Here is a 20,578-nt window from a genome sequence, read left to right as displayed (position 1 = left end):
CTCGTCTCCTGCGTCTCCGTCGATGTCTGACGGCAAGCCCGGCACCCGTGCCTGCGTCATCGGCTGGCCCGTCGATCACGCCCGCTCGCCGCTGATCCACGGCTATTGGCTCGACCGTTACGGTCTCGACGGCACCTACGAGCGGGTCGCGGTCGCGCCGGAGGAGATCGACGCCTTCTTCCGGCGCTTTCCCGACAGCGGCTATGCCGGCTGCAACGTGACCGTCCCGCACAAGGAGGCCGCCCTGGCCGCCTGTGCCGAGGTCGAACCCGTCGCGCGCGCCATCGGGGCTGTGAACACGCTGTGGATGGACGGTGGAAAGCTCTGCGGCACCAACACGGATGCCCTGGGCTTTCTGGCCAATCTCGACGAGACGGCCCCCGGCTGGGACAACGAGCCCGGTCCGGCCCTGGTGCTCGGCGCCGGCGGTGCCGCGCGGGCGGTCGTCTGGGCGCTGATCCAGCGCGGCTTCCAGCCGAAGATCGCCAACCGCAATGTCGCCCGCGCCGAGGATCTCGCCCATGCCTTCGGCGGCGGTACCGAGGCCTATCCCTGGGAGGCGCGCCAGGCCCTGCTCTGGGACGCCCGTCTGCTGGTCAACACCACGTCGCTCGGCATGAAGGGCGTCGGCGATATCGGCCTCGATCTGCGCGGCGCGCGCGGCGATGCGTTGGTCACCGATATCGTCTACGTGCCGCTGGTGACCGATCTCTTGGACCTGGCGACCTCCTACGGGCTCCGCACCGTCGACGGGCTCGGCATGCTGCTGCACCAGGCCGTGCCCGGCTTCGAGCGTTGGTTCGGGCTCCGGCCGACCGTCGATGCCGGCTTGAGGGCGCGGATCGTCGCCGATATCGAGGGGCGCGCACCATGATCATTCTCGGCCTGACCGGCTCCATCGGCATGGGCAAGTCGACGACGGCGGCCATGTTCATGGCCCGCGGGGTGCCGGTGCACGAGGCCGACGCGACGGTGCACCGGCTTTATCGCGGCGCGGCGGTCGCCCCGATCGAGGCCGCCTTCCCGGGCACGACCCGGGACGGCGTGGTCGATCGCGATCGGTTGTCCGCCTGCGTGCTCGGCCGTCCCGACGAGATCCGGCGGCTGGAGGCGATCGTGCATCCGCTGGTCCGGGCCGAGGAGACGGCCTTCCTGGACGCGGCGCGCCGGTCCGGTCGACCGGTCGTGGTGCTCGACGTGCCGCTCCTGTTCGAGACCGGCGGCGAGGCGCGGGTCCACGCCGTCGCGGTCGTCTCGGCGGACGCCGCCGTGCAACGCACCCGCGTGCTGGCTCGGCCGGGCATGACGGAGGCCAAGCTCGACGCCATCCTGGCCCGCCAGGTGCCGGATGCGGAAAAGCGGCGGCGGGCGCATTTCCTCATCGATACCGGCCGGGGTCTGGCCGCGGCGGAGGCGCAGGTCGACGGCATCCTGAAGGTCGTCGCGCAGATGTCGTCGGGGACAACCGCCCGGCGGCCCCTTGTCTCCCGGCGCCCCGGATGATTCGATTCGATCCGGTCTCGACCCGGGTGGCACAGCATGCGTGAAATCGTTCTCGATACGGAAACCACGGGGCTGGACCCGCGCACCGGCGACCGCGTCGTCGAGATCGGCGGCATCGAGCTGGTCAACCATATTCCGACCGGCCAGAGCTACCATGTCTATATCAACCCCGAGCGGTCGATGCCCAAGGCGGCCTTCGACGTGCACGGGCTGTCCGACGATTTCCTGAAGGACAAGCCGGTCTTCGCGGCCATCGCCGAGGATTTTGCGACCTTCATCCGCGATGCGCGGCTGGTCATCCACAATGCGTCCTTCGACGTGGGCTTCCTCAACGCCGAGTTCGCCCGGCTGCGCATGCCGCCGGTTCCGCCGGATCTGGTCGTCGATACGCTGGCGCTCGCCAAGCGCCGCCATCCGGCCGGGCCGAACTCGCTCGACGCGCTCTGCTCGCGCCACGGCATCGACAACAGCCGCCGCACCAAGCACGGCGCGCTGCTCGATTCCGAGCTGCTCGCCGAGGTCTATATCGAGCTGATCGGCGGCAAGCAGGCTGCCTTGGGGCTGGCGGCCTCCGACGGCAACAACAGTCGCGGCGGGCGCGTGTCCCGCCGACAGGTCGGGCCCCGCCCCGAACCGCTGCCGCCGCGCCTGACGGCCGAGGAACAGGCCGCCCACGAGGCCTTCGTCGCCAAGCTCGGCGAGAATTCGGTCTGGCGGAAATACCAGTCCGAAGACCCGGCCGCCGAAGCCGCCTCCCGGTGACGACGGCCCTGCCGTCTCGCCGGCACCAAACGAAAGGGCCGCCCCGAAGGACGGCCCTGTGCGATCCGGCCTGTCGGCGCGGGATCAGTTCGGCTGGCCGGCCTGGGCCTGCGCCAGATTCTGCTGGTAGAGCGCGACGAAATCGATCGGATCGATCATCAGCGGCGGGAAGCCGCCGTTGCGGGTCGCGTCCGCGACGATCTGGCGCGCGAACGGGAACAAGAGCCGCGGGCACTCGATCAGCACGAAGGGGTGCAGATGCTCCTCCGGCACGTTGGTGATGCGGAACAGGCCGGAATAGACCAGCTCGACCGCGAAGATCACTTCCGCGCCCTGGCCCGCGCGGGCCTGCAGCGACAGGTCGACTTCGAACTCGGTCGCCGAGAGCGGGCGGGCGCCGACATTCACGTTGATGTTGAGCTGCGGACCGGCTTCGCGCGGCTGCAGCGACTGGGGCGCGTTCGGATTCTCGAACGAGAAATCCTTCACATACTGGGCCAGCACGTTGACCGAGGGGGCGGCGCCTTCGCCGGGGCCCATGCTGGTGCCGTTGCCGTCGTCCATGCTCATGATGATCCGTGGTCCTCGATTGGTGGGCCGGACCGGCTGTCGACGGTCGCACGCTCCGAAAGGCGCAATTCCGCTAGCACGTTGCACCCGCCGTCACAAGGACGGGCCTTTGCGGGCCGGGCAGGAGGCCCATGCCGTTACGGCCGGCGCGCATCGTCGTCCGGCCCGGTGATGCGCGGCCGCGCGGTCGGGTCGGACCGCGACGGTGGCGGCGGGGTCGTCTCGTGCCATTCCTCCGGGTCGAGATCGACCACCGTGCGGCCGACGCCGGATCGGCGCCCGCGCACGACCACGATGGTGGCATTGCGGGCGAGCGCGGCCAGGATCAGGGAGCGGACCGGCGGCAGAAACAGGAGGATGCCGAAGATGTCGCTGACGAAGCCGGGCAGCAGCAGCAGGAGGCCGCCCAGCCCGATCAGCGCGGCATGACCGATCGCCTGCGGCGGCAGTTCGCCATGCCGCATTTCGCGCCGGATCGCCATCAGCGCGGCCATGCCCTGTTGCTTCAGGAGAACGGCGCCGAGAACCGAAGTGCCGACGACGGTCGCCAAAGTCGGCAGGATGCCGATCTCGCGCCCGATGACGATGAAGGCGGCGATCTCCAGAAACGGCCAGGCCAGGAAGGCCAGAAGCAGGATGAGCCCGGCGGGCATTGCGGCGGATCCTCTGTCATGTCCCGATGTCCGATACGGCATCCGTCGACGGCGGGCGCAGATCCACATGGGGATTGCGGCGCCATCAGGGAAGAGCCGTCGTCGGATGTGTTCGCCGGCGCGTCGATCCTGTTGCGCTTCCGTCTGGATCCCGCTTCGGGATAGACTACATAACAGACGACGCGACGCGACCGCTCCATGGTCGCCGCCGCGAGCGAGGTCCGGGAGACGATGGGTCAAATACTCGACTTCTACAACATCATTTTCCTCGTGCTCGCGGTGGTCGTATTTCTGCGGCTGAGGAGCGTGCTCGGCCGCAAGACAGGCAGCGAGCGCCCGCCGGTCGATCCCTATCAGGGCCGCGATCGGCCCGAAGCCGGCGACCGCGACAACGTCATCCCGATGCCCCCGCGCGGTGCCCCGGGTTCCGGGCCGGAGCCCGTCGGAGCGCCCGGCGAACCGGTGCCGGAAGGCAGTGCGATCGACCGCGCCCTGCGCGCCGTCATGGCCGCCGACCGCACCTTCGAGCCGAACCACTTCCTGGCCGGCGCCCGCGCCGCCTACGAGATGATCGTGACCGGATTTGCCGTCGGCGATCGCAAGGCCCTGCGCCCGCTCCTTTCCAAGGAGGTCTTCGACGGCTTCGTCGCCGCGATCCAGGATCGCGAATCCCGTGGCGAGAAGGTCGAGACCACCTTTGTCGGCATCGACAAGGCCGAGATCGTCGAGGCCGGCATGCGCGCCGGTTTCGTCCAGATCACCGTGCGCTTCGTCAGCCAGTTGATCACCGTCACCCGCAACGCCCAGGGCGACGTCATCGACGGCGATCCGTCCAAGGTCTCGGAACTGGTCGACATCTGGACCTTCGAACGCAATGCCGGGTCGTCCGATCCGAACTGGTACCTGGTCGCAACCAAGACGCCGGACTGACACGCCCGCCGAACGCCGCCGCGCCGATCGCGACCCGGCCCGGCGCCGGCGCTTCCGGTTCCTGGGCTCACCCCGACCCCGCCGAGCCCGATGCCCGACATGCCGACCGGTTTCCGCTTTCGCGATCTGCCCTTCGCCGCCCTCCCCGGCTGGCCCGAGGATCGCCACGGCGAAGCCATGGCGGCCTTCCTGCTTTCCGCCGCCCGGATGGCCGACGACCCGCCGCGCACCCGGACCCTCGGCGTCGACGGCGCGGCGCTCGCCCGCATCGCCGGGGCGGCCCTGGCGGCGGCGCCGTTCGACGACCGGTCCGCGCGCGCCTTCTTCGAAACCCGGTTCCGCCCGGTCGCGGTCGAGCCCGCCGAGGGCGCGCCCTTCCTGACCGGCTATTTCGAGCCGGAGGTCGAGGGCTCGCTCGTCCCCACGACGCGCTTCACGGTGCCGCTTCTGCGGCGCCCCGACGATCTCGTCGACATTCGCGACCACAACCGGCCGCCCGGCCTCGATCCGGCCTTCGCCTTCGCGCGGGCGAGTGCCGACGGGATCGTGCCCTATCACGACCGGGCGGCGATCGAGGACGGCGCGCTGGCCGGTCGCGGGCTGGAACTGGTCTATCTGGAAGACCCGGTCGAGGCCTATTTCATCCATGTCCAGGGCTCGGCCCGCATCCGCCTCGCCGGCGGCGGCACCCTGCGGGTGACCTATGACGGCAAGGCCGGCTGGCCCTACACCTCGATCGGCCGGCTCCTGGTCGAGCGCGGCGTCGCGCCGGCGGCCGAGATGACCGCCGACCGGCTGATCGCCTGGCTGAAGGCCGATCCGGTGCGCGGCCGGGCGCTGATGCGCGAGAACCGGTCCTACATCTTCTTCCGCGAGACGCCGGATCTCGATCCGACCCTCGGCGCGGTCGCGGCGGCCGGGGTGCAGATCACGCCCGGCCGGTCGCTGGCGGTGGACCGCCTGCTGCACACCTTCGGCACGCCGATCTTCCTCGATGCCGACCTGCCGCTCGGGCCGGACGGCGCGCGGATGCCGTTCCGCCGGCTGATGGTGGCGCAGGATACCGGATCGGCCATCGTCGGGCCGGCACGCGGCGATGTCTTCGTCGGCTGCGATGCGGAGGCGGGACGTCGCGCCGGCTTGATCCGGGACGTTCCCCGTGCCTTCGTGCTGCTCGTGCCGAAGGAGTAAGCGATGGGCGGCGGGCGGCGACGCAATCGTGGCTTGAGCGACGAGGAAAAGGCGCTCTGGGACAAGGTGGCCGAATCGGTCTCCCCGCTCCTCGCCCGCCGCCGGCGCCGCAAGGCCGCCGCTCCTGCGCCGGCCGAACCGCTGACCGAGCCGGTCCACGACGACGCGCCCGTCTCGGCCGCCTCCCCGACCGCCCATCCGCCGCCGCCGCGCCACCCGGCGCCCGAGGCGCCCGGCAAACCGAAGGCCAAGCCCTCGCCGACCCCGCTGGCCCCGATCGACACCCGCACCCGGCGCAAGCTGGTGCGCGGCACGATGGCGATCGAGGAGCGGCTCGACCTGCACGGCATGACGCAGCACGACGCCTATCGCGAACTGCGCCGCTTCCTGGCCGGCGCGCAGGCCCGTGGCACCCGCATGGTGATCGTGATCACCGGCAAGGGGCGCAGTTCGTCGGGACCCTATGCGCTCGGCGGCGAGGAGCGCGGCATCCTGCGCCGGGTGGTGCCGCAATGGCTTGCGATGCCGGACCTGCGCGACGTGGTGATCGGCTTCGACGAGGCCCATACCGCCCATGGCGGCGCCGGCGCGCTCTATGTCCGCCTGCGCCGGCCGCGCCACCTGACGATCGAGATCGATCCATGACCCCGTTCGGCGCCAAGCTGCGCGAATTGCGCCGCCAGCGCGGCGTCACGCTGCGCCAGATGGCCGAGGGGCTCGGCGTCTCGGCCGCCTATCTGTCGGCGCTCGAACACGGCAAGCGCGGCGTGCCGACCTGGTTCATGGTCCAGCGCATCATCGCCTATTTCAACGTCATCTGGGACGAGGCCGAGGAATTGCAGCGCCTCGCCGAGGCCTCCGATCCGCGCATCGTGATCGACACCTCCGGCCTCGAGCCGGAGGCGACCGAACTCGCCAACCTTCTCGCCGCCCGCATCCGCGGCCTGTCCAAGACCTCGCTGCGCGACCTGACCTTCCGCCTGCGCGCCGCCGCCGCGAAGGACGGGGTGTGAGGCCGTAAATGGATGGCTCAGCGATCAGTTACGGGCTCACGCTCGTTCCGTCGAGGGCCAAAAGCCGGCTCGACGAACAGCAGGACGCATTCTTCCGATACTTCGAAACGTAAAGGGCAGGCCCCCGGCTCGTGATCCACACCGCGAAGGGTGCTGCCGCCCGAAGGCAACTCCGAGACAATCCGGCGCGTGCCTGCCCTTCCACTATCTAAGCGTGTTTCCGCCGATTTTCAAGAATCGGAGTGACGCGCCGTCACAAAATGAACCGGCTCAGGTCGGCGTTCTTGGCCAGGTCGCCGATATGGGCACGGACATAGGCGCGGTCGACGGTGACGGTCTGGCCGAACTGGTCGGGCGCGGTGAAGGAGATGTCGTCCAGGATCCGCTCCATCACGGTCTGCAGTCGGCGGGCGCCGATATTCTCGACCGTCGCGTTGATGTCGACGGCGACCGAGGCGATCTCGTCGATGCAGTCGTCGGTGAAGATTAGTTCGACGCCCTCCGTCCGCATCAGCGCGACATACTGCTTGATCAGGCTGGCCTCGGTCTCGGTCAGGATGCGGCGGAAATCCTCGCGGTCGAGCGGCTTCAACTCGACCCGGATCGGCAGGCGGCCCTGCAGTTCCGGCAGGAGGTCGGCCGGGGTCGCGACATGGAACGCGCCGGAGGCGATGAACAGGATGTGGTCGGTCTTCACCGGCCCGTATTTGGTCGCCACCGTGGTGCCCTCGATCAGCGGCAGCAGGTCGCGCTGCACGCCCTCGCGGCTGACATCGGCACCGCCGCGCATGCCGTCGGACCGGGCGCAGATCTTGTCGATCTCGTCCAGGAACACGATGCCGTCCTCTTCGACCGCCCGGATCGCCTCCTGGACGACCTGATCCTGATCGAGCAGCTTGTCGGATTCCTCGGCGATCAGGAGCTTGTGGCTGTCCTTGACGAAGACGCGGCGCGGCTTCCGGTTGCCGCCGAGGGCCTTGCCGATCATCTCGCCGATATTGATGACGCCGACGCCGCCCGGCAGGTTGGGCATCTCGAAATTCGGCATGCCGGCGCCCGGGCCGCCCGGCGCAACCTCGATCTCGATCTCCTTGTCGTCGAGTTCGCCGGCGCGCAGCTTCGCCCGGAACGCCTCCCGGGTGGCCGGGCTCGCGCCCTTGCCGACCAGCGCGTCGAGCACGCGCTCCTCCGCGGAGAGATGCGCCTTGGCCTGCACCTGCTCGCGCTTGGCCGTCTTGACGAGGCCGATGCCGACCTCGACCAGGTCGCGCACGATGCTCTCCACGTCGCGGCCGACATAGCCGACCTCGGTGAACTTGGTCGCCTCGATCTTCAGGAACGGCGCGTTGGCGAGCTTGGCCAGCCGGCGCGAGATCTCGGTCTTGCCGACGCCGGTCGGGCCGATCATCAGGATGTTCTTCGGCAGCACCTCGTCGCGCATGGCGCCTTCGAGCTGCTGGCGGCGCCAGCGGTTCCGGAGCGCGACGGCGACGGCGCGCTTGGCGTCCTTCTGGCCGACGATGTAGCGGTCGAGTTCGGAGACGATTTCGCGCGGGGAGAAACTGGTCATCGGGGCGTGTCCGGGCGGCGGGGCCGCAAAGGGGTGTGGCGTCGGGGGGCGGCAGGCGAGGGGGCCGAGGCCCGTCATGCGGCAGGGCCACCGCGGGCGGCAGAACCGCCATGCGGCAAAGCCGCCGGGGCGGCGAGGCCGCCGAGCGGCTTGGCCGCCGTCAGAGGTCGCTCGCCAGCGATTCGATCGTCAGATTGGTGTTGGTGTAGACGCAGATCTCGGCGGCGATCGCCATCGCCTTACGGGCGATCGTTTCGGCGTCGTGCTCGGTGTCCATCAGCGCCTTGGCGGCGGCGAGCGCATAGTTGCCGCCGGAGCCGATGCCCATGACATGGCCCTCGGGCTCCAGCACGTCGCCGGTGCCGGTCAGCACCAGGGTGACGCCCTTGTCGGCGACCAGCATCATCGCCTCCAGACGGCGGAGGTAGCGGTCCTGGCGCCAGTCCTTGGCGAGCTCGACGCAGGCGCGGGTCAGCTGGCGCGGATATTGTTCGAGCTTGGCTTCCAGCCGTTCGAACAGCGTGAAGGCATCGGCGGTCGCGCCGGCAAAGCCGGTGATGACCTCGCCCTTGGCGATCGAGCGGACCTTGCGGGCGGTCGATTTCATCACCGTCTGGCCGACGCTGACCTGGCCGTCGCCGGCCAGCACGACGCGCCCGTTCTTGCGCACCGCCAGGATGGTGGTGCCGTGCCAGACGGGGGCGGAGGAACGGGTATCGTCCATGAAGGGTACTCCGGGCGCGGTTCCGGAACGGCGGGACGGTCGGACGGCAGCAGGAAGATCGCCGGTCCGCCGGGACGGAAACGCTGGGGCAGGGGTGGTCGGACCGGCATGTAGGCATGGCCTTGCGGAATTGCCAGCACCCGCCGTCCGCCACGGCCGTCCGGGTCAGCCCAGCAGGTGGCCGACGACCTTGGCGGTGAAATCGACCATCGGGATGATCCGGCCGTAGTTGAGGCGGGTCGGCCCGATCACCCCGAGGGCGCCGACGATGCGGTTCTCCTTGTCGCGATAGGGCGAGACCACCAGCGACGAGCCGGACAGCGAGAACAGCTTGTTTTCCGAACCGATGAAGATGCGCACGCCGTCGCCGCGCTCGGCCGAACCGAGCAGCTGGATCAGGTCGCGGTTGCGTTCGAGATCGTCGAACAAGAGCCGCAGCCGCTCCAGATCCTCGGCCGCCTTCACGTCCTCGAGCAGGTTCGAGCGGCCGCGCACGATCAATTGCTGCGGCCGGCCCTCCGCGGCGCCGGCCCAGCTGACCAGCCCGGCCTCGACCACGCGCGCGGTCAGTTCGTCGAGCTGCGCCTGGCGCTCGATCTGCAGGCGCTCGATCTCGGCGCGCGCCTCGTTGAGCGTCCGGCCGCGGATATTGGCATTGATGAAATTGGCGGCTTCGACCAGGGCGGAGGAGGGCAGGCCGGCCGGCAGTTCGACGATGCGGTTCTCGACATTGCCGTCCTCGCCGACCAGCACGACGAGGCCCTTGCCGGGTTCCAGCCGGACGAACTCGATATGCTTCAGGCGCAGGTCGGACTTGTTGGTCAGCACGATGCCGGCGCCGCGCGACAGGCCGGAGAGCAATTGGCTCGCCTCGGTCAGCACCTGTTCGGACGAGCGCGGCGCCCCGCCGGCCTTGACCTCGGCCTCGATGCGCGTGCGCTCTTCGAGGCTGAGATCGCCGACCTCCATCAGCGCGTCGACGAAGAAGCGCAGCCCGACCTCGGTCGGCAGCCGCCCGGCGGAGGTGTGCGGGGCGTAGATCAGGCCGAGATGTTCCAGATCCTGCATCACGTTGCGCACCGAGGCCGGCGACAGCGCGATCGGCAGCACCTTCGAGACATTGCGCGAACCGACCGGTTCGCCGGTCTCCAGATAGGATTCGACGATGCGGCGGAAGATCTCCCGCGAGCGCTCGTCGATCTGGGCGAGCGAGCCGGCTTGCGGGACCTTCGGGGGCTGGATCATCGGACTTTCTGACAGGTTGGAGGGGGGGGATGATGGAACCACGGCGGCGCCGTCCGTGCAATTCTCGTTCCCGGGATCGGGCCATTTTGCTTGCATGCGTCCGGCCGCCTCGGCTACGGAACCGTCCCGACCCACCCGACATCGCTCCTTCGAACCGACCGAGGCTCCCATGCGTCCGTCCAAACGCGCTCACGACGAATTGCGCCCCGTCACGCTTGAGCGCGGCGTGTCCAAGCATGCGGAAGGCTCCTGCCTGGTCAAGTTCGGCGATACCCACGTGTTCTGCACGGCGAGCCTCGAGGACGGCGTGCCGTCCTGGCTGCGCGGCCAGCGGCGCGGCTGGGTCACGGCCGAATACGGCATGCTGCCGCGCGCGACCCATGACCGGACCCGGCGCGAGGTCAATTCCGGCAAGCCGTCCGGCCGCACCCAGGAGATCCAGCGTCTGATCGGCCGGTCGCTCCGCGCCGTGGTCGATCTGGAAGCGCTCGGCGAGCGGCAGATCTCGATCGACTGCGACGTGATCCAGGCCGATGGCGGCACCCGCACGGCGGCGATCACCGGCGCCTGGCTGGCGCTGCGCGACTGCCTGGAATGGATGCGCGTGCGCAAGATGGTCGACGGCAAGGTGCTGAAGGACCATGTCGCGGCCATCTCGTGCGGCATCTATCGCGGCACGCCGGTGCTCGATCTCGACTATGCGGAGGATTCCGCGGCCGAGACCGACGCCAATTTCGTCATGACCGGCTCGGGCGGCATCGTCGAAATCCAGGGCACCGCCGAGGGCAAGCCGTTCACGCCCGAAGAGCTCAACGCCCTGCTGGATCTCGCCCGCGGCGGCATCGCCCGCCTGGTCGATCTCCAGCGCATGGCGATCCTGTGATGGCGCGCCGGCTCGCCGGCGGCCGGCTGGTCGTCGCCACCCACAACAAGGGCAAGCTGGTCGAGATCGAGGATCTGGTCCGGCCCTACGGCTTCGAGGCCGTCTCGGCCGGCAGCCTCGGCCTGCCGGAGCCCGAGGAGACCGGCACGACCTTCGAGGCCAATGCCGAGCTGAAGGCGCGGGCGGCGGCCGAAGCCTCCGGCCTGCCGGCGCTCGCCGACGATTCCGGCCTTGCCGTCACCGCGCTCGGCGGCGATCCGGGCATCTATTCGGCGCGCTGGGCGGGTCCGGACAAGGATTTCGGTCGCGCCATGCGCAATGTCGAGGAACTGCTGCAGCAGAAGGGCGCGGTCGCGCCCGAGGCCCGGCATGCCTATTTCGTCGCCGCGCTCTGCCTCGCCTGGCCGGACGGCCATATCGAGACCTTCCGCGGCGAGGTTCACGGCACGCTGGTCTGGCCGCCGCGCGGCGAGCTCGGCTTCGGCTACGATCCGATGTTCCTGCCCGAGGGCGAGACGCGCACCTTCGGCGAGATGACGCGCGAGGAGAAGCACGGCCGCGGTCCGGGTCGCGACGGCCTCTCGCATCGGGCGCGCGCCTTCTCGCTGTTCGCCCGCGCCTGCCTGGAGCCTTGAGCGGAGCCGATGAGCGCCACCGAGCCCGGTTTCGGCATCTACCTGCACTGGCCCTTCTGCGCGGCCAAGTGCCCCTATTGCGACTTCAACAGCCATGTCCGCCACGATCCGCCCGACCAGGCGCGCTGGGCGCGGGCCCTCACGGCGGCGATCGCCCATGACGCCGCGCTGGTGCCCGGGCGCACCGTCACCTCGGTCTTTCTCGGCGGCGGCACGCCGTCCCTGATGGCGCCGGCGACCGTCGGCGCGGTGATCGACGCCATCGCCGGGCATTGGCGGCTGGCGAGCGATGTCGAGATCACCCTGGAGGCCAACCCGTCCAGCGTCGAGGCCGAGCGCTTCCGCGGCTACCGGGCGGCCGGCGTCAACCGCGTCTCGCTCGGCGTGCAGGCGCTGAACGATGCCGACCTGAAGAGCCTCGGCCGGCTGCACAATGTGGAAGAGGCCCTGAAGGCGATCGGGCTCGCGCGCGAGACCTTCCCGCGGCTCTCCTTCGACCTGATCTATGCCCGGCCGAAACAGACCGTCGAGGCCTGGACGGCGGAACTGCGCCGGGCGCTCGATTTCGCCGCCGACCACCTGTCGGTCTACCAGCTGACCATCGAGGAGGGCACCCGCTTCGCCGACCTGCACCGGCTCGGCAAGCTGGTCACCCCCGACGAGGACACCGCCGCCGATCTCTACGAGGCGACGCGCGGCCTGCTCGAAGCCGCCGGCATGCCGGCCTATGAGGTCTCCAACCATGCCGTGCCGGGCGCGGAATGCCGGCACAATCTGGTCTACTGGCGCTATGGCGAATATGTCGGCATCGGCCCGGGTGCCCACGGCCGGCTCGTGCTCGGCGACGGCCGCCATGCCACCGCCGACGAGAAGGTGCCGGAGCGCTGGCTGCAGCGCGTCGAGACGCAAGGCCACGGCCGCACGGTCGACGATCTCCTGACGCTCGACGAGCAGGGCGACGAGTATCTGCTGATGGGCCTGCGCCTCGCCGAGGGCCTCGATCTCGCCCGCTTCGAGACCATTTCCGGCCGCGCGCTGGATCCGAGCCGGCTCGCCGATCTGACCGGCCACGGCCTGGTCGAGATCACCCCCGACGGTCGCCTCAGGGCCACCCCGGCCGGCTTCGCCATCCTGGACGCTATCGTCGCCGACCTGGCGGCGTGAGCGAGGCTCGCGTGTCTCGAATATCAGGAAGTTCGCCCGAGATTCGTGCCGTTCTCATATGGAATATTGGAGACGGATGACATTTATTGGCGGAGGGAATTCAAAATCCAAGATCGATTGCTATCCAGTTTTATAGTAAAAGAAATGGCACTCTTAGTATTGTTTTGCCGATCCAATTTTTCGGATTGCACTGAGAGCTCACGGCTGTTGAGCCAGATTGGATGTTTGTATTCAGAGCTCCCCATGTCGTCGAAATAAGGGTGACCACTATATTCTTCCGTTAAAACATTCTGATCGAATCCATATATCTTTATGAAGACATCGGTCGACAGATCGTTACTGATCTCGGCAATATGACGGTTATCCGGCGAGAAGATGGGGACATCCTTGAAATCAAACGTGGCTGCTTCCTTCAGATCGATCAGGGCAAAAGAATAATTCTCATAATGCTGGCGAAAAATGAGGACTGCGTTCACGCTGGAAAGAACCATGGCGAGGCGATGCCGGATGCATTCCGCTGCCTCCGGGCCATCGCAATCCGGTCGATCGACGAAGGAGACGGCTTTGCCATTCGCGGCTGTAACGGTCAGTCGGTCTTCGTCTCGGTAGGCCATGCCGGACAGTTGACGCAGCTGAACGGCTTCGCGTTCCAAACTGAGGACATTCCGGTCGTCAAATAGATTTTCCCAATATGCAAGGACCTGAGAAGAATCGCTTTGATTGAGCGCCAAAGCAGAATTGCTGCAGATCATAAAAAATAATAATATCAATGCACGCATAAGCATTGCCTCGATATAATTATGCAAAGATAAAATTTGAGCAAATATTATATGTTAGCGCTCAGGTCCCGTTGAACGCCTTCTCGGCCGGGCCGACCATCTTCGAGCCGCCCTGCGTGATCTCGAACACGGCGAGGCCGCGCTCGCTGATGCCGTCGGGGCGGAAGCGGAACACGCCGGTGGCGCCGAGGAAGCCGTTGCGCGACAGGAGCACATCCTCGCGGAACGGGTTCGGGCCGGCATTGCGGACGAGGCCGGCGGCGAGGAACACGGCCTCGTAGCCGAGCACGGCGAGCGGGCTGGCTTCGCCGCCATAGGTCTGCCGGTAGCGCGACTTGAAGCCGTCGACCTTGGCCGGGTCGACCGCCGGATACCAGGCCCCGACGAGCGCCGGGGAGGCGAGGGCGGCCGGATCGTTCCAGCGGCCGGTGCCGAGGAACTTGACCTTGCGCGGGTCGAGCCCGGCCCCCGTCATGGCCTGCACCGCCATGGCGGCATTCTGCGCCACGTCGGGCACGAAGACGGCGTCGATCTGGCCGCCGAGCTTGGCGATGACCTGCGCCTTGGCGGTCATCTCGGTGGCGTCGCGATAGCGCTCGATGCCGAGGATGCGCACATTGGCCTGGGCGGCGGCCTGCCGGAAGGCGGCCTCGGTGACCGAGCCGTAGGCGTCGTCGGGCACCAGCGCCGCGAAGCTGCGCCGGTTCTGCGTCGCCGCGAAGGCGACGATGCGCTCCACGTCGGTCGAGGGCAGGAAGCCGATCAGATAGACGCCGCGGCTGGCCACGCTGGTGTCGGTGGTGAAGGTGACGACCGGCACGCCCGCCTGCCGGGCCGGGCCGGCGACGCCGCGTGCGGCGACCGCATTGAGCGGGCCGATGATCAGCTGCGCACCCTCGCCGACCGCCTGGCTGGCGGCGGCCTGGCCGCCCTCGGTCGTGCCGCCGTCGTCCTTGACCACGATCTGGATGTTCGCGCCGGGAAATTCCTGGACGGCGAGATCGGCGGCATTCTTGAGCTGCTGGGCCAGCTGGCCGGACTGGCCGCCCGCCGTGGTCGGCAGGATCATGGCGATCTTCACGCCGCCGCCGCCGATCACCGGCGGATTGTTCGGCGGCGGTGCCGCGGTGGTCTGCTTCTCGCCGCCGAACAGGCCGGCGGTCGGACCGCCGCCGTTCATGTTGCAGGCGCCGAGCGCCAGGACCGACGCGATCACGACGGCCTGCGCCAGACGTGACGATCCGGTGGGGCGGCGGGCAGCGAACGGCACGGGCGTATCTCCGGAAAGCTGACGGTTCGAACAGGAAGCAGGCCGAACAGGGTGCTGGATTGTGGCCTCAGGATGACTGCAGGTCAAAACACGGCTACCGATCGATCGGCTGTGGCCCGGCCGACACGGGTCGGATAGAGCTTGTCCGATCCGGAGAGCCGACGATGCAGCAGGACGACGCCAGACCCCCGACCCGAACAGCCTACCACATCGGGCCGGCACGTTTCGAGGCGGCGCGTCCCGAGCCGGCTCTGTACATCGTCTCCACCCCGATCGGCAATCTGGGCGATGTGACCATCCGGGCGCTGGAGACGCTGGCCGGCGCCGACCTGATCGCCTGCGAGGATACCCGCGTCACCCGCGTCCTGCTCGACCGCTACGGCATTCGCACGCGGATGACCGCCTATCATGAGCACAATGCCGCCGCCGAGCGCCCGCGCCTGCTGGCGCTGCTGGCGGAAGGCCGGTCGGTGGCGCTGGTCTCGGATGCCGGCACGCCGCTCCTGTCCGACCCCGGCTACAAGCTGGTCGAGGCGGCGATCGGGGAGGGGCGCAAGGTCATTCCGATCCCGGGCGCCTCGGCGCTGCTGGCCGCCATGGTCGCCTCCGGGCTGCCGAGCGACACGATCCTGTTCGCGGGTTTCCTGCCGAGCCGCACCGAGGCGCGCCGGCGCCGCATCGAGGAGCTCGCCCCCGTCAAGGCGACGCTGGTCTTCTACGAATCGCCGCACCGCCTCGCCGAGACGCTCGTCGAACTGGCCGCCGTGCTCGGCCCGGCCCGGCCCGGCGCGGTCGGCCGGGAGCTGACCAAGGCCTTCGAGGAGGTCGTGCGCGGCGACCTCGCCACGCTCTCGACACGCTGGACCGAGCGCGACCCGCGCGGCGAGATCGTCATCGTGATCGGCCCTCCGGCCGACGAGGAGGCGAGTGCGGCCGACATCGACGGCATGCTGACCGCCGCGCTCGGCCGCCTGCCGCCCGGCAAGGCGGCCGCCGAGGTGGCGCGCCTGCTCGGGGCCGACCGCAAGGCGCTCTACGAACGCGCGTTGCAGCTGAAATCCACGGCGGACGCCGAGGAATGACGCGCCCGACAGCCGATCCGTCGCGCGTCTCGGCCTATCGCTGGGGCCTGTCGGCGGAGACGCGCGCGGCTTGGCTTCTGCGCCTGAAGGGCTATGCGATCCTCGATCGTCGCTTCCGGGCGGCGGGCGGCGAGATCGACCTGGTCGCCCGGCGCGGCCGCACCGTCGTCTTCGTCGAGGTCAAGGCGCGCGCGACGCTGGACGCGGCCCTGGAGGCGCTCGACGACCGCACCGCCCGGCGCATCGCCGCGGCGGCCGAGATATGGATCGCACGCCGACCTGCCCTGCAGGATTTCGACCAGCGATTCGACCTCGTCGCGGTGGTACCGCGGCGCTGGCCGCACCACATGCCGGATGCCTTCCGACCCCGCGCGTGACATCCTGCCGGGCGTCGCGCCGGATTGTCGGCCGCCCCGGGGGGCGGTACACGAAACAGGATCGCAGGACCGGAGTTGCCGATGCCGCTCGACGTTGCCGTACAGATGGACCACATCGCGGGCATCCGCATCCGTGGCGATTCCACCTTCGCTCTGATGCTCGAGGCTCAGGCCCGCGGCCATCGGCTCTGGCACTACACCGCCGACCGTCTGGCGATGCGCGACGGCAAGGTCTTTGCGGTGGTCGAGCCGGTCGCGGTGCGCGACCAGGAGGGCGATCACTTCACCCTCGGCGACAAGGAGCGGGTCGACCTGTCGAAATTCGACGTGGTCCACATGCGCCAGGACCCGCCCTTCGACATGCACTACGTTACGGCAACGCATCTGCTCGAACGCATCCATCCGAAGACGCTGGTGGTCAACGACCCGGCCCATGTCCGCAACGCGCCCGAAAAGGTCTTCGTGACCGAGTTCCCGGACCTGATGCCGCCGACACTGATCTCGCGCGATGCCGAGGAGATCCGCGCCTTCCGGGCCGAATATCGCGACGTCGTGATGAAGCCGCTCTACGGCAACGGCGGCGCGGCGGTGTTCCGGGTCAAGGCCGAGGACGAGAATTTCGGCTCGCTGATGGACATGTTCTCGACCACCTTCCGCGAGCCCTGGGTGACCCAGCAGTATCGTGCCGAGGTGCGCGACGGCGACAAGCGCATCATCCTGGTCGACGGGGAATTCGCCGGCGCCATCAATCGCGTACCGGCGGCCGACGACCTGCGCTCCAACATGGTTCGCGGCGGCCAGGCGGTGGCGACCGAGCTGACCCCGCGCGAGCGCGAGATCTGTGCCCGACTCGGGCCGGCCTTGCGCGAACGCGGCCTGATCTTCGTCGGCATCGACGTGATCGGCGGCTTCCTGACCGAAATCAACGTCACCTCGCCGACCGGCATCCGGGCGGTGAAGCGGCTGGGCGGCCCGGACATCGCGGCGATGATCTGGGACCGGATCGAAGCGCGGCGGGCCGGTCGGGCCTGAACGGGAGGGCGGCATGGCGCGGATGACGAGGTCGGTTGCGGCGGCATTCCTGCTCCTGGCGGCCTGGAGCGGGACGTCCGCGGCGCAACCCTACCAGTTCGCCATCGTGCCGCCGACCGGCGAGAGCCCCTTCTTCCAGGCCATCCGCGACGGCTGCGGCGAGCGGGCGCGCGAGCTGAAATCGGTCACCTGCGTCTATGCCGCGCCCGGCGGGGCCGAGGCGCGCAGCCAGGCGCAGCTGATCCGCGATCTGGTCAAGGAGGGCATCGATGGCATTGCGGTCTCGCCGGAGACGATGCCGGACGTGACGACCGCGATCGACGAGGCGGTGGCGGCCGGCGTCCCGGTGGTGACCTTCGACGGCGACCAGCCGCGCAGCCACAGACAGGCCTTCATCGGCACCAACGCCAAGGATTTCGGCCGCACGCTCGGTGCCTCCGCGCGGCGCTGGAAGCCCAAGGGCGGCCGCTTCCTGATCGTCACCGCCGATCCGACCCTGCCCAATCTGGCCGAGCGCATCGCCGGCGTGCGCGACGCGCTTTCGACCGGATGGACGGAGGCGAAGACCTCGCCGCTGGTCACCGACGGCACCTTCACCGACGCGGTGCGCATGGTCGACCGCGCGCTTGCCGGCGGCAACGACATCGACCTGATCATTTCGGTCGGTGCCTGGCCGATGCTGGCCGCCGAGGAGTGGCGGGCGCTGGTCGCCAAGTACAAGCAGCGCATCGATCAGGCGCAGACCGTTCTGGTCGTCGCCGATGCCCTGCCGGCCCAGAAGGCGCTGGTCCGGGAAGGGCTGGGTCATGTCCTGGTCGGGCAAAGACCCGGCGACATGGGCGTCAAGGCGGTCGATCTGCTGGTGGACCTGAAGCAGGGCCGCAAGGTGCCGGAGGTGGTCTATGTCGGCTTCGACACCTTCACCCGGCTGGACCTGATCAAGGCACCGAACTGATCACGATGCGTTCGCATCGTACAACCGACCACAACCCAGAGGGTGGCTTTTCCACCGGTTGTTCGGATTTCGTTCGCCCCTGTCGCTGATTGCAGCACGACGCCGGAATGCTCGCATCTCTTGCATTGCGGCGAATCACGGTTGCATTAGTTCCTGGAACGTTCTAAGAATGGGACGGTTTCGCAGAGGGGCTCGGTGCCGATGGTTGCACATGTCGCGACGGTCTCGTTTCAGGGCATCGAGGCGGTTCCGGTCGATGTCCAGGTGCAGCTGACCAGCGGCAAACCGACCTTCGCGATCGTCGGCCTGCCCGACAAGACCGTTGCGGAAAGCCGCGAGCGCATCCGCGCCGCCCTCTACGCGACCGGGCTCGGCCTGCCCCTGAAGCATATCACGGTCAATCTGGCGCCCGCCGACCTGCCCAAGGAAGGCAGCCACTACGACCTGCCGATCGCGCTCGGCATCATGGCGGCGATCGGGGCCTTGCCGGGCGACCAGCTGGCCGATTTCGTGGCGGTCGGCGAACTGGCGCTCGACGGCACCATCGCGCCGGTCGCGGGCGTTCTGCCGGCGGCGATCGGCGCCAATGCCATGGGGCGCGGACTGATCTGCCCGGCCGACTGCGGCTCGGAGGCGGCCTGGGCCAGCCCCGATATCGACATCGTCGCCGGCCGCAGCCTGGTGCAGCTGGCCAACCACTTCAAGGGCACCCAGGTGATCGCCCGGCCGGAGCCGCGCATGCGCGAGAACCCGGCCGTGATGCCCGACCTGAAGGACGTGAAGGGCCAGGAGACCGCCAAGCGGGCGCTCGAGATCGCGGCGGCCGGCTCGCACAACCTCCTGATGATCGGCCCGCCCGGATCCGGCAAGTCGATGCTCGCCGCGCGGCTGCCCTCGATCCTGCCGCCGCTCGATCCGAAGGAACTGCTCGAGGTCTCGATGATCGCCTCGATCGCCGGCGAACTGGCCGAGGGCCGGCTGTCGAACCGGCGGCCGTTCCGGGCGCCGCATCATTCGGCCTCGATGGCGGCCCTGGTCGGCGGCGGCTTCCGTGCCCGGCCGGGCGAGGTCTCGCTCGCCCATCACGGCGTCCTGTTCCTGGACGAACTGCCAGAGTTCCACCCGCAGGTGCTCGACAGCCTGCGCCAGCCGCTGGAGACCGGCAGCGTGATGATCGCGCGCGCCAACCACCGGATCTCCTATCCGGCCCGGATGCAGCTGGTCGCGGCGATGAATCCGTGCCGTTGCGGCCGGGCCGGCGAACCCGGCTTCGTCTGCCGCCGCGGCGAGCGCTGCGCGGCGGAGTATCAGGAACGGCTGTCCGGCCCGCTGCTCGACCGGGTCGATCTCCGGGTCGAGGTCGCGGCGGTCACCGCCGCCGATCTGGTCATGCCGGCACCGTCGGAGGATTCCGCGACCGTCGCCCGGCGCGTCGCCGCGGCCCGGTCCGTACAGGCCGCACGCTTCTCCGCGCTTGGACTTTCCGCCGGCACCACCAATGCCACCTGCGGCGCCTCGGTGATCGACGAGATCGCCCGGCCCGATGCGACCGGCGCGCGGCTTCTCGCCCAGGCGGCCGAGGCGCTCAAACTGTCGGCGCGCGGCTATCACCGCGTCCTGCGCGTGGCACGGACGCTCGCCGATCTGGAGGGCGAGGAACGGGTCGGCCGCATCCATATCGCCGAGGCGATCGGCTATCGCGGCGCCGGGGAACGCTTGCTGGCGGCGTGACGGCACGCGGCCCTGTGCGCTGGCCAGCCCCTGCGCACCGGCTCGCCTGCGCGGGCAGCGCAGGTTTGAGTTGGCCGTCATCCGGCCGCCCTCACCGGCGATGGTCCGGGGAGCCCGGATTCGGGCTGGGCCTGGGCGGGTTCGGGATGGGACCGAACCGGGCGGGAGGCCCGGGCCGGACCGACGACGCGAATGGCGGCCAGAGGGGCCCGGCCCGATCTCCCGGTGACGACGATCGGTGTGCAAGGCCATGGCGCAGATACGCGGTGGCGGCGGTGCCGGCAGTGGCGGTGGCGAGGGCGGGCGGAACCGCCCTTGAGTGGATGGCGAGCGGTCCGCGACCGCGCCCATGCGATCCTGCCGACACGGCTCGGACGACGCTGCACAAACGAAACCGGCGGCCCGAAGGCCGCCGGCTCGAATGTCCAGGTTTCTGGATAATACCAGCGGCCCAGGATGCCGACGCCGCGGGCCGTTGAAGGAGCGCGAATTTCTCATAGGCGTCAGAG

22 protein-coding genes are annotated in these 20,578 nt (G+C 69.2%); 15 read left to right on the top strand and 7 right to left on the bottom strand.

Features of this window, described 5'->3' with window-relative positions; all coding sequences use genetic code 11:
- The first annotated feature begins 22 nt into the window (after positions 1-22).
- The 3 genes from ABB55_RS13530 to dnaQ are packed head-to-tail and all read left to right on the top strand — an operon-like array spanning position 23 to position 2,265.
- Complete coding sequence (locus ABB55_RS13530) at positions 23-874, top strand: shikimate dehydrogenase (protein WP_054359276.1); 852 nt, start codon at positions 23-25, stop codon at positions 872-874.
- Entirely contained in the window at positions 871-1,503 is a 633-nt protein-coding gene (coaE, locus tag ABB55_RS13525; RefSeq protein ID WP_054359275.1) for a dephospho-CoA kinase, read from the top strand. Before ABB55_RS13530 ends, coaE begins: the two co-directional genes overlap by 4 nt.
- Before the next feature lie 36 nt (positions 1,504-1,539).
- Positions 1,540-2,265, top strand: a complete 726-nt coding sequence (gene dnaQ, locus ABB55_RS13520; protein ID WP_054359274.1) for a DNA polymerase III subunit epsilon — start codon at positions 1,540-1,542, stop codon at positions 2,263-2,265.
- An 84-nt stretch (positions 2,266-2,349) separates the two neighbouring features.
- Here dnaQ and secB read toward each other — a convergent pair whose 3' ends face one another.
- Complete coding sequence (gene secB, locus ABB55_RS13515; protein WP_054359273.1) at positions 2,350-2,829, bottom strand: protein-export chaperone SecB; 480 nt, start codon at positions 2,827-2,829, stop codon at positions 2,350-2,352.
- A 143-nt stretch (positions 2,830-2,972) separates the two neighbouring features.
- Positions 2,973-3,488, bottom strand: coding sequence for an FxsA family protein (locus ABB55_RS13510; protein ID WP_054359272.1), 516 nt, complete (start codon positions 3,486-3,488; stop codon positions 2,973-2,975).
- 198 nt (positions 3,489-3,686) lie between these two features.
- Here ABB55_RS13510 and ABB55_RS13505 point away from each other — a divergent pair, with 198 nt between their 5' ends.
- The 4 genes from ABB55_RS13505 (at position 3,687) to ABB55_RS13490 (ending at position 6,622) form a co-directional block, all read left to right on the top strand.
- Positions 3,687-4,418 (top strand): Tim44/TimA family putative adaptor protein, encoded by a 732-nt coding sequence (locus ABB55_RS13505; RefSeq protein WP_244472034.1) that lies wholly within the window; start codon positions 3,687-3,689, stop codon positions 4,416-4,418.
- Between the two features lie 99 nt (positions 4,419-4,517).
- Positions 4,518-5,609 carry a murein transglycosylase A gene (gene mltA / locus ABB55_RS13500; RefSeq protein ID WP_152982039.1) on the top strand — a complete coding sequence of 364 codons (1,092 nt, stop codon included), beginning with the start codon at positions 4,518-4,520 and terminating at the stop codon, positions 5,607-5,609.
- A 33-nt stretch (positions 5,610-5,642) separates the two neighbouring features.
- Positions 5,643-6,254: a Smr/MutS family protein gene (locus ABB55_RS13495; RefSeq protein WP_420848230.1), complete on the top strand. Its 612-nt coding sequence runs from the start codon at positions 5,643-5,645 to the stop codon at positions 6,252-6,254.
- Entirely contained in the window at positions 6,251-6,622 is a 372-nt protein-coding gene (locus tag ABB55_RS13490; protein ID WP_054359269.1) for a helix-turn-helix domain-containing protein, read from the top strand. Before ABB55_RS13495 ends, ABB55_RS13490 begins: the two co-directional genes overlap by 4 nt.
- Before the next feature lie 253 nt (positions 6,623-6,875).
- On the opposite strand, the gene hslU is transcribed toward ABB55_RS13490, so the two are convergent.
- The 3 genes from hslU to hrcA all read right to left on the bottom strand — a co-directional run bounded on the left by hslU (position 6,876) and on the right by hrcA (position 10,161).
- On the bottom strand, positions 6,876-8,192 hold the full coding sequence (gene hslU, locus ABB55_RS13485) for an ATP-dependent protease ATPase subunit HslU (RefSeq protein ID WP_054359268.1): 1,317 nt from the start codon (positions 8,190-8,192) through the stop codon (positions 6,876-6,878).
- 160 nt (positions 8,193-8,352) lie between these two features.
- Positions 8,353-8,916: an ATP-dependent protease subunit HslV gene (hslV, locus tag ABB55_RS13480; protein ID WP_054359267.1), complete on the bottom strand. Its 564-nt coding sequence runs from the start codon at positions 8,914-8,916 to the stop codon at positions 8,353-8,355.
- Positions 8,917-9,081: 165 nt separating this feature from the next.
- Positions 9,082-10,161, bottom strand: coding sequence for a heat-inducible transcriptional repressor HrcA (gene hrcA, locus ABB55_RS13475; protein ID WP_054359266.1), 1,080 nt, complete (start codon positions 10,159-10,161; stop codon positions 9,082-9,084).
- A 169-nt stretch (positions 10,162-10,330) separates the two neighbouring features.
- Here hrcA and rph point away from each other — a divergent pair, with 169 nt between their 5' ends.
- From rph to hemW, 3 genes are read left to right on the top strand one after another with little or no spacing between them, the layout of a single operon-like run.
- The gene (gene rph / locus ABB55_RS13470) at positions 10,331-11,044 is read left to right on the top strand and encodes a ribonuclease PH (RefSeq protein ID WP_054359265.1); all 714 of its coding nucleotides are present in this window, start codon (positions 10,331-10,333) and stop codon (positions 11,042-11,044) included.
- Positions 11,044-11,679, top strand: coding sequence for an RdgB/HAM1 family non-canonical purine NTP pyrophosphatase (rdgB, locus tag ABB55_RS13465; protein ID WP_054359264.1), 636 nt, complete (start codon positions 11,044-11,046; stop codon positions 11,677-11,679). The genes rph and rdgB overlap by 1 nt, the downstream gene beginning before the upstream one ends.
- Positions 11,680-11,688: 9 nt before the next feature.
- The gene (hemW, locus tag ABB55_RS13460; protein ID WP_054359263.1) at positions 11,689-12,843 is read left to right on the top strand and encodes a radical SAM family heme chaperone HemW; all 1,155 of its coding nucleotides are present in this window, start codon (positions 11,689-11,691) and stop codon (positions 12,841-12,843) included.
- An 83-nt stretch (positions 12,844-12,926) separates the two neighbouring features.
- Here the strand turns inward: hemW and ABB55_RS29760 are convergent, their stop codons facing one another.
- Entirely contained in the window at positions 12,927-13,622 is a 696-nt protein-coding gene (locus tag ABB55_RS29760; protein WP_152982037.1) for a hypothetical protein, read from the bottom strand.
- Between the two features lie 61 nt (positions 13,623-13,683).
- Positions 13,684-14,892, bottom strand: a complete 1,209-nt coding sequence (locus ABB55_RS13450; RefSeq protein WP_054359261.1) for a penicillin-binding protein activator — start codon at positions 14,890-14,892, stop codon at positions 13,684-13,686.
- A 164-nt stretch (positions 14,893-15,056) separates the two neighbouring features.
- Between ABB55_RS13450 and rsmI the strand changes: the two genes are divergently transcribed.
- The 5 genes from rsmI to ABB55_RS13425 all read left to right on the top strand — a co-directional run bounded on the left by rsmI (position 15,057) and on the right by ABB55_RS13425 (position 20,069).
- A complete protein-coding gene (rsmI, locus tag ABB55_RS13445; protein ID WP_054359260.1) occupies positions 15,057-15,974 on the top strand; it encodes a 16S rRNA (cytidine(1402)-2'-O)-methyltransferase in 918 nt (305 codons plus the stop codon).
- A complete protein-coding gene (locus ABB55_RS13440) occupies positions 15,971-16,351 on the top strand; it encodes a YraN family protein (protein ID WP_054359259.1) in 381 nt (126 codons plus the stop codon). Before rsmI ends, ABB55_RS13440 begins: the two co-directional genes overlap by 4 nt.
- 81 nt (positions 16,352-16,432) lie before the next feature.
- Positions 16,433-17,383 (top strand): glutathione synthase, encoded by a 951-nt coding sequence (gene gshB, locus ABB55_RS13435; RefSeq protein WP_054359258.1) that lies wholly within the window; start codon positions 16,433-16,435, stop codon positions 17,381-17,383.
- A 13-nt stretch (positions 17,384-17,396) separates the two neighbouring features.
- Positions 17,397-18,338, top strand: a complete 942-nt coding sequence (locus ABB55_RS13430; protein WP_054359257.1) for a substrate-binding domain-containing protein — start codon at positions 17,397-17,399, stop codon at positions 18,336-18,338.
- 201 nt (positions 18,339-18,539) lie between these two features.
- A complete protein-coding gene (locus ABB55_RS13425) occupies positions 18,540-20,069 on the top strand; it encodes a YifB family Mg chelatase-like AAA ATPase (RefSeq protein WP_054359256.1) in 1,530 nt (509 codons plus the stop codon).
- The last annotated feature ends 509 nt before the right edge of the window (positions 20,070-20,578 follow it).

Origin of the sequence: Prosthecodimorpha hirschii, from assembly GCF_001305515.1 — a bacterium.
Taxonomy (GTDB): Bacteria; Pseudomonadota; Alphaproteobacteria; order Rhizobiales; family Ancalomicrobiaceae; genus Prosthecodimorpha; species Prosthecodimorpha hirschii.
This window is presented reverse-complemented; position numbering and strand designations above follow the sequence as displayed.